The sequence below is a fragment of the Parafrankia sp. EUN1f genome (genome assembly GCF_000177675.1).
Lineage (GTDB): Bacteria > Actinomycetota > Actinomycetes > Frankiales > Frankiaceae > Parafrankia.
On the sequence record NZ_ADGX01000273.1, the window covers coordinates 1 to 6,006 of the forward strand.

Annotated in this window: 4 protein-coding genes and 2 pseudogenes; all 6 read right to left on the bottom strand. The window is 70.9% G+C overall.

The genetic code is table 11. The features are described 5' to 3' along the window. Window positions 1-304 (bottom strand): annotated as a pseudogene (locus tag FREUN1FDRAFT_RS37535) (N-acetylmuramoyl-L-alanine amidase); the annotation flags it as partial. Continuing rightward, window positions 301-555, bottom strand: a complete 255-nt coding sequence (locus tag FREUN1FDRAFT_RS37540) for a hypothetical protein (RefSeq protein WP_006545661.1) — start codon at window positions 553-555, stop codon at window positions 301-303. The pseudogene FREUN1FDRAFT_RS37535 and the gene FREUN1FDRAFT_RS37540, both read right to left, overlap by 4 nt. 13 nt (window positions 556-568) lie before the next feature. Continuing rightward, window positions 569-937: a hypothetical protein gene (locus FREUN1FDRAFT_RS37545; RefSeq protein ID WP_006545662.1), complete on the bottom strand. Its 369-nt coding sequence runs from the start codon at window positions 935-937 to the stop codon at window positions 569-571. Window positions 938-949: 12 nt separating this feature from the next. Beyond that, the gene (locus tag FREUN1FDRAFT_RS37550) at window positions 950-1,414 is read right to left on the bottom strand and encodes a hypothetical protein (protein WP_006545663.1); all 465 of its coding nucleotides are present in this window, start codon (window positions 1,412-1,414) and stop codon (window positions 950-952) included. Window positions 1,415-1,430: 16 nt separating this feature from the next. After that, entirely contained in the window at window positions 1,431-4,784 is a 3,354-nt protein-coding gene (locus tag FREUN1FDRAFT_RS37555; RefSeq protein WP_006545664.1) for a hypothetical protein, read from the bottom strand. After that, window positions 4,784-6,006, bottom strand: a pseudogene (locus FREUN1FDRAFT_RS37560) (hypothetical protein); the annotation flags it as partial. The gene FREUN1FDRAFT_RS37555 and the pseudogene FREUN1FDRAFT_RS37560, both read right to left, overlap by 1 nt.

Genomic DNA, 6,006 nt, shown 5'->3' on the forward strand with positions numbered 1-6,006 from the left:
GGATCGGCGTGTAGTCCTCGGTGTCGGACCCTTCGCATTCGCAGCTGATCCAGTACGGGTTCCCGGCGCCCTCGGCCCACGCTTTGTCGCCGAACTCGACGTACTGTTCGAACCCGCCGGCTTTCGACAGCCACAGGTGAGAGCTGACGCCGCTGGCCGGGTTGGAGAACCAGCCGAACAGGCTCGAGCGGCCCATCTGGACGTGCGGGATGAGTCCGCGGGTGGGCTGGACCATCCCGCCGTCGGAATGGTTGATCGGGATGATGCGCTGTTTCGCGCCCGGGTAGGTGGTGGGGTAGGTCATCGCAGCAGACCTCCGAGCTGCCACAGAAGCGGGCCGAACACGACGGCGAGAGCGATGGCCAGGCGGAGGCGGGCCGCGGCCCGCCAGGCCGGATGCCGGCCGATCGGGCGCATGCCTGGTGGTGGGGGGTCGTCGGCGGCCGCCAGGCGCTCGCTCCACTGCGCCCAGTCGGGCCGGGGGGCGGGGATGTCGTGCGGTGGGACGCGGATGCACGGGTCGCCGTCGCGGACCTCGTCCCAGAAGCTGGCCATCAGCCGGGCCTGGTCATGGGTGGGTGCCGTGGGTGTGCAGGTGCGCGGCGAGCTCGCCCTCAATGCGGGTGACGCGGGCGTCCAGACCGGTCAGCGGCGCGACGGCCTGCTCGAGCGCCTGGAGCCGGTCGGAGAGTGGCGCGACGGCCTGCTCCAGGGTGTCGAGGCGCTCGGCGACGCCGGGTACCCGCCGGTGGCCGCGGATCTTGTCCTCTGCGGTGCCGCACACCACGTCCCGGACAGCGCGGATGTCCGGGACCACGTCTCGGATCGTGCGGATGTCCCGTCGGTTGGCTCGGGTGCGCCTGGCCCATGCGATGGCGGCGGGTACGACAGCGGCTAGGAGCGCGGCGAGGGCGGCGCCGACGAGAACTTCGAGCATGGACGCCCCTTTTCAGACTGTGTGGCCGAGGACGCTGGCGGCGAACCAGTCGGTGTCGGCCCAGCTGAACGGGTAGGTGGCGTTCGCGCCGACCTGGCCGGTGGGCTGGTAGACGAGCCGCTGGAACGTGGTCGCGCCCATGATCGCCACGCCGGAGTAGCGCTGGAACGACACGCTGTCGAGCGCGGTGGTGTTCCCGAGCTGGGGGATCGTCGTGTCGAGAGTCACGCCGCTCGGCAGGCTGATCTCGATCGTGCCGCTGATCGTCGTGGTGCTCCCGATGCGGATCCGGACGACGATCAGGATCAGGCCGCTGTTGAGCCAGCGGTACCAGCCGGCCCGCGTCCCGTTGCCGATGCTGATGTTGGTGAGGGTGGGGATGTAGGCGGTGCGGCCGGGGCCGCCGGCGATGCCCTGCAGGTCGTCGGCGTCGATCGTCGACCCTGCGTAGAAGTTCGGTGGGGGCGGCTGCGTCACGGTGGGCGGCCTCCGGTCACAGGGCGATGCGTGTGGGGTAGGCGAGGCGGACCGGGGTGCCGGCCGGCCAGGCCCGGGTGACGGTGTTGATGGCCCGGGTGACGGTCATCCGCTGCACGGAGATCACCCGGAAGTCGTCGAAGCTGACAGTCGGGTTGCTGTTGGTGTTGGTGGCGAAGCAGGACGCCACGAGGCCGACCCGGCCGGTGTCGATCGTGGAGGTGGTGACGGTTTCGTCGAGCTGCCACCAGCCGGGCTCGTCGCCGGCGGCGAGCCAGCAGCGGGCCAGGATGCGGTGACCGATGAGGCGGACCCGCAGCCCGAACAGGGTGCCGGGGCTGTAGGTGAGGCCGGTGGCGACCGTGGAGCCGATCTGGGTGGTGGTGCGGGTCGCGGACAGGCTCAGCGTCCCGTCGGTCTCGGCGTGGACCCGGGCCCGGTAGAAGTCGTTCACCCCGGTGTAGCGGAGGAGGGCGGCTGGCAGGACCGCACCGCCGGTGCTGGTCTGACCGACGGCGAACCGGACGGTCAGCTCGCCGTCGGCCAGGTCGCCGAGGATGGTCTGCTGGCGCTGCAGGTCGGACGGCGAGGTGAGGGTGATCCGGCCGAGGCCGCTGCCGACGGTGCGGTCGGTGGCGAGGCCGTTGACCTCCTGCCAGGCGCCGCCCACATCGGCGGTGCCCCATCCGCTGGCGCTGGTGCGGGCGAACGCGTCGCGGGCGTAGTCGTCCACCGCGGTGGCGCGGACGACCTCGGCGCCGACGCGGAGGTCGAGCGGGTGCTGGCCGGGCTGGGCGTCCGGGCCGGCGGACGGCACCCAGGGCCGGTGGTCGTAGACGGGGTCGAGGGTGGTCGCGACGACGAGCTGGGTGGTGCTCGCGGTGGCGTCCTGGGCGAGGGTGGATCCGCTGGTGTCCGCGCGGGAGTCCGGATCGCCCCATTCCCCTACCTGCCAGGGTGAGCCTGGCGCGCAGTTGAGCTCCAGGTCCCACTGATCCACGTTGATCGTCTCGGTGTAGCCGCGGACGAGCAGGTCGATGTCGTCGGGAGGGATCCACGGCGGCGGGTTGACGAGCAGTGCCCGGTCCATCAGGTCCAGATCGAGGACCTCGTCGACGAGGTGGGGGCTGGCGAGCAGGCTGATCCGCACGGTCGGGTAGCGGGCCTCGTCGACGGTGCCGAGGCCCAGGCGCCAGCCGGCGTGCTGCTCGGCTTGGCCGTCCGTCTGCAGGTTCAGCGTGAGGCTGGTGTCGTAGCGGCCGACCCCGTCGGGAGGTGCCTGCACGGACAGGGTGCCGGTCTCGAGGACGCGGCGGGCGGAGGACCCGCTGGTGCGGGTGATCGTGACGTCGTTGACGGTGGCCTGGTCGTCGTCGACCGGTTCGAGGTAGGGCATGACGTCGCCGGCGGCGTAGTCGAGGACCAGGGCGGCGTCCTGGTTGTAGGTGGCGCGTCGGCCGCGCAGCCGGAGGCCGAGGGTGTGGCGGCGGTCGTGCAGCAGGCCGCCGTCGAGGTCCGCGGCCTCGCCGACGACGTCGAGGAACGTGGCGATCGGCTGCGGCCCCATCGCCCCAGGGCTGTCAGCGCCGCCGGCGATCGAGGCCGGCGCACTCTCCTCGCCGGCGACCCGGTAGATCCGCTGGGCGGGTGTCTCGCCCCGGTAGCCGTGGTCGGCGCTCGCGTACTGGTCGATGTCGGCGTCGTCCCACACGCTGACGTGACCGACCTGCAGCCCCTGGTATCCGTCGTCGGGGGTGCTCTGCCAGCTGGTGACCACTCCCACGGCGCCGGCGTAGGGGCTGATGGGGAAGAAACCGGAGCCGCCGCCGATGGTGGTCCACAGGGCGCTGATCTCCACGTTGCCGCCGGACTGGCGGCCCATCAGGATGATCCGGCCCCAGGCGGTGGGGGTGGCTGTCCCCATCGCGTAGGTGATCGGCCCGTAGATCAGGGTGCCGGTCGGGCTGTACCCCTCCAGGGTGAACTGCGCTGGAGGGTTCGCGAGGGAGATCCGGTGCCGGGCGACGGTGCCCGTGGTGTGGATCTCCATCAGGGGCAGGTAGCCGCCGGCGGGCACCTCGTCGCAGCGGATCACCATCTCGACGCGCCACTCGCCGGTGCTGCGGTACCCGGGCACCAGTCCGACAGCCGACGATGGGGTTTCGATCGTCGGGAGCTCGGCGGATCCGGCCGGGCCCTGGCCGGCCGCGAACGTCCACCCGGACGTCACGAGCGGGCCGCAGCCGGGAAGCGGACTCGCCGCGTAGGTGGCGTCGGAGCCGTCCTCACACGGCCAGTAGGCGCGAGGCAGGGTGGCGCCGCCCATGACCCTGCGGCGGAGTGTGGACTGCAGGGGGCTGGCGCCCTGGCCGAGGCGGCGGCGGATCCCGGCGGCCTGCACGGCCACAGTGACGTCGCGGCCGGACACGTCCCAGGACGCGGGCCAGGCGGCGACCTCGCCGGCGAACCGGATCCGGTAGTCGGTGATCTCCCCACCGGCGAGGGTCCAGGCACGGCCGGCCGAGTCGGTGAACGAGGTGGCGCCCGGTGTCTGGGCGGTGAGGTCCGGGTTGGCGACGACGGTGCCGCCGATGCCGTTGCGGACCTGCGCGCCGTATACCCGGCACGGTCCGCTCTCGCCGTAGTCGGCTGGCACGCCGAGGCCGAGGGGTGTGCTGCCGGCAGCGTAGATGCTGGTGGTGCCGGCCTGCACGACGGTGTCGATGATGGTCCACGGGCCGGTCAGGCTCGAGCCCACCATGAAGTTGATGGTTCTTCCGCCGCCGCCGTTGTCGACGTCCAGGGTGACGCGAACGACCGTGCGCCGGTCACGGAACAGGTTCCAGCAGGGCACCCGTGAGGTGGCCGTGCGTATGGTGCCCGCGGTGCCGTCCGTGCTCCAGTCCATGATCAGCAGCCCGTCGAAGGAGCAGCTCAGCCGCCACGAACGCTGGTCGGCCAGCCGACCCCACCGGTTGACCAGGTTCATCCACTGGTCGCGGCTCACGCCGTCGGAGGCCGCATCCACGCGGATGTCCAGGTCTCCTGCGATGTTCAGCGCGGCGGCGGCGGGGGTGGTGAGCCGGTCGCCGGGGTTGTCGAGCGCCCAGTGAACCGGCCCGGCCTGCACTCCGATCCGGACCGGCGTGTTGCGGCCGAGCAGCCCGTAGTACGGCGAGTAGGGGTTGCGGGGGCTGTACTGGCCGAGGCGGTTGTTGAGGCTGAAGCTCGCGGCGGCGTTGTCGGCCCGCGGCGCCTCGTCCGCCTGCCCATGCCGGATCGTGATCGGGTTGCGCACGAGCACGTCGTCGAGGACCTCGGTCCAGGTGGTTCCGAGGCGGAGCTGCACCCGCCGCGCCGGGACGCCCATCAGGCCGCCCCGAACGCGGCCTGGACCGAGCCGCGGCCGTCGTTGCGGACCATCTTCCGGATCAGCCGCTTGAGCTCCTCGTCGGCGCCGGTCACGTCGAGCACGAGGCGCTGCTGGCCTCCACTCGCAGAGCCACCGCTGACACCACGCGGCAGCGGGGTGACCCGCGCGCCGGCTGGGAAGTCGAGCAGCTCGGGCCCGGCGTCGCCGACGACCGCGGTGCCGCCCTGGCGGAGGAACCCGCCGGCGGCGAGCAGCGGGATGTCGGGGATCGACCAGCCCTTCCCGCCGAGCTTCGGCACCCAGCCGGGCACGGTGAACCCGACCCGCCCGACGCTGTTGTTCCAGGCTGAGGCGACGGAGTTGAACGCGGACTTGAACGGTTCGTAGATCATCCCGGGGACGGGGGCCAGGGCGCCCTTCACCTCGCCCGGTAGACCCTTGAACCAGTTGAGGATTTCGACGCCTTTGTTCTTGATCGAATCCCAGTGGGTGACGATCTGGATCACGGCCGCACCTATCGGCCCGGTCAGGATGCTGAGCAGCAAAGGCCAGTTGTCACGCACCCAGCCGAGAGCGGCAGCTGCACCATTCCGAATGGAATCCCAGTGTTTGACGACCGTCAAAACGGCAAGCCCAATAGGTCCGGTCAAAATGCCGAGCAAAAGCGGCCAATTATCCCGCACCCAGTTGTAGACAAACTGTATCGCTGACCAGATTCCCGAAAAGGCGGCATTGATGACTTCACGCGCGGTTTCGGATTTCATATAGAGCGCGACGACGCCGGCCGTTAAAGCGACCACCAGCAGCGCGACGAGCGTCAGCGGATTAGCGGACATCGCCGCGTTGAACGCCCACTGGGCGGCCGTACCGATCGCCGTGGCAGCCCTCCAGGCGGTCTGCGCGGCCGTCCACACAGTCATCCCGACCCGCACCGCGAGGATCGCCCCGGCCAACACGCCCAGCACCATGATGAGCGGCTGAACGAACCCGCGGTTCTGCATGCCGAACTGCACGAAGCCGCCCGCCACCTCGCCGAGCTTCTGCATCGTTGACCGCTTGAAGGTCTCAAGAGCCGCAGCCGGGCTGTCGCTGATGGTGGCCATGGCTGCGTCCGTGCGGTCAGCGATGTTGTCCATTCCAGCGGACGCCGCGGCGGTTGCGGGGTCGAGCGCATACAGCGCAGCGCCGAGAGTGTTAGCAGGGTCACCGAACAAGGCCG

Coding starts and splice junctions, on each gene's coding strand:
- FREUN1FDRAFT_RS37555 (WP_006545664.1), bottom strand. CDS start 4,784: ATGGGCGTCCCGGCGCGGCGGGTGCAGCTCCGCCTCGGAACCACCTGG.
- FREUN1FDRAFT_RS37545 (WP_006545662.1), bottom strand. CDS start 937: ATGCTCGAAGTTCTCGTCGGCGCCGCCCTCGCCGCGCTCCTAGCCGCT.
- FREUN1FDRAFT_RS37540 (WP_006545661.1), bottom strand. CDS start 555: ATGGCCAGCTTCTGGGACGAGGTCCGCGACGGCGACCCGTGCATCCGC.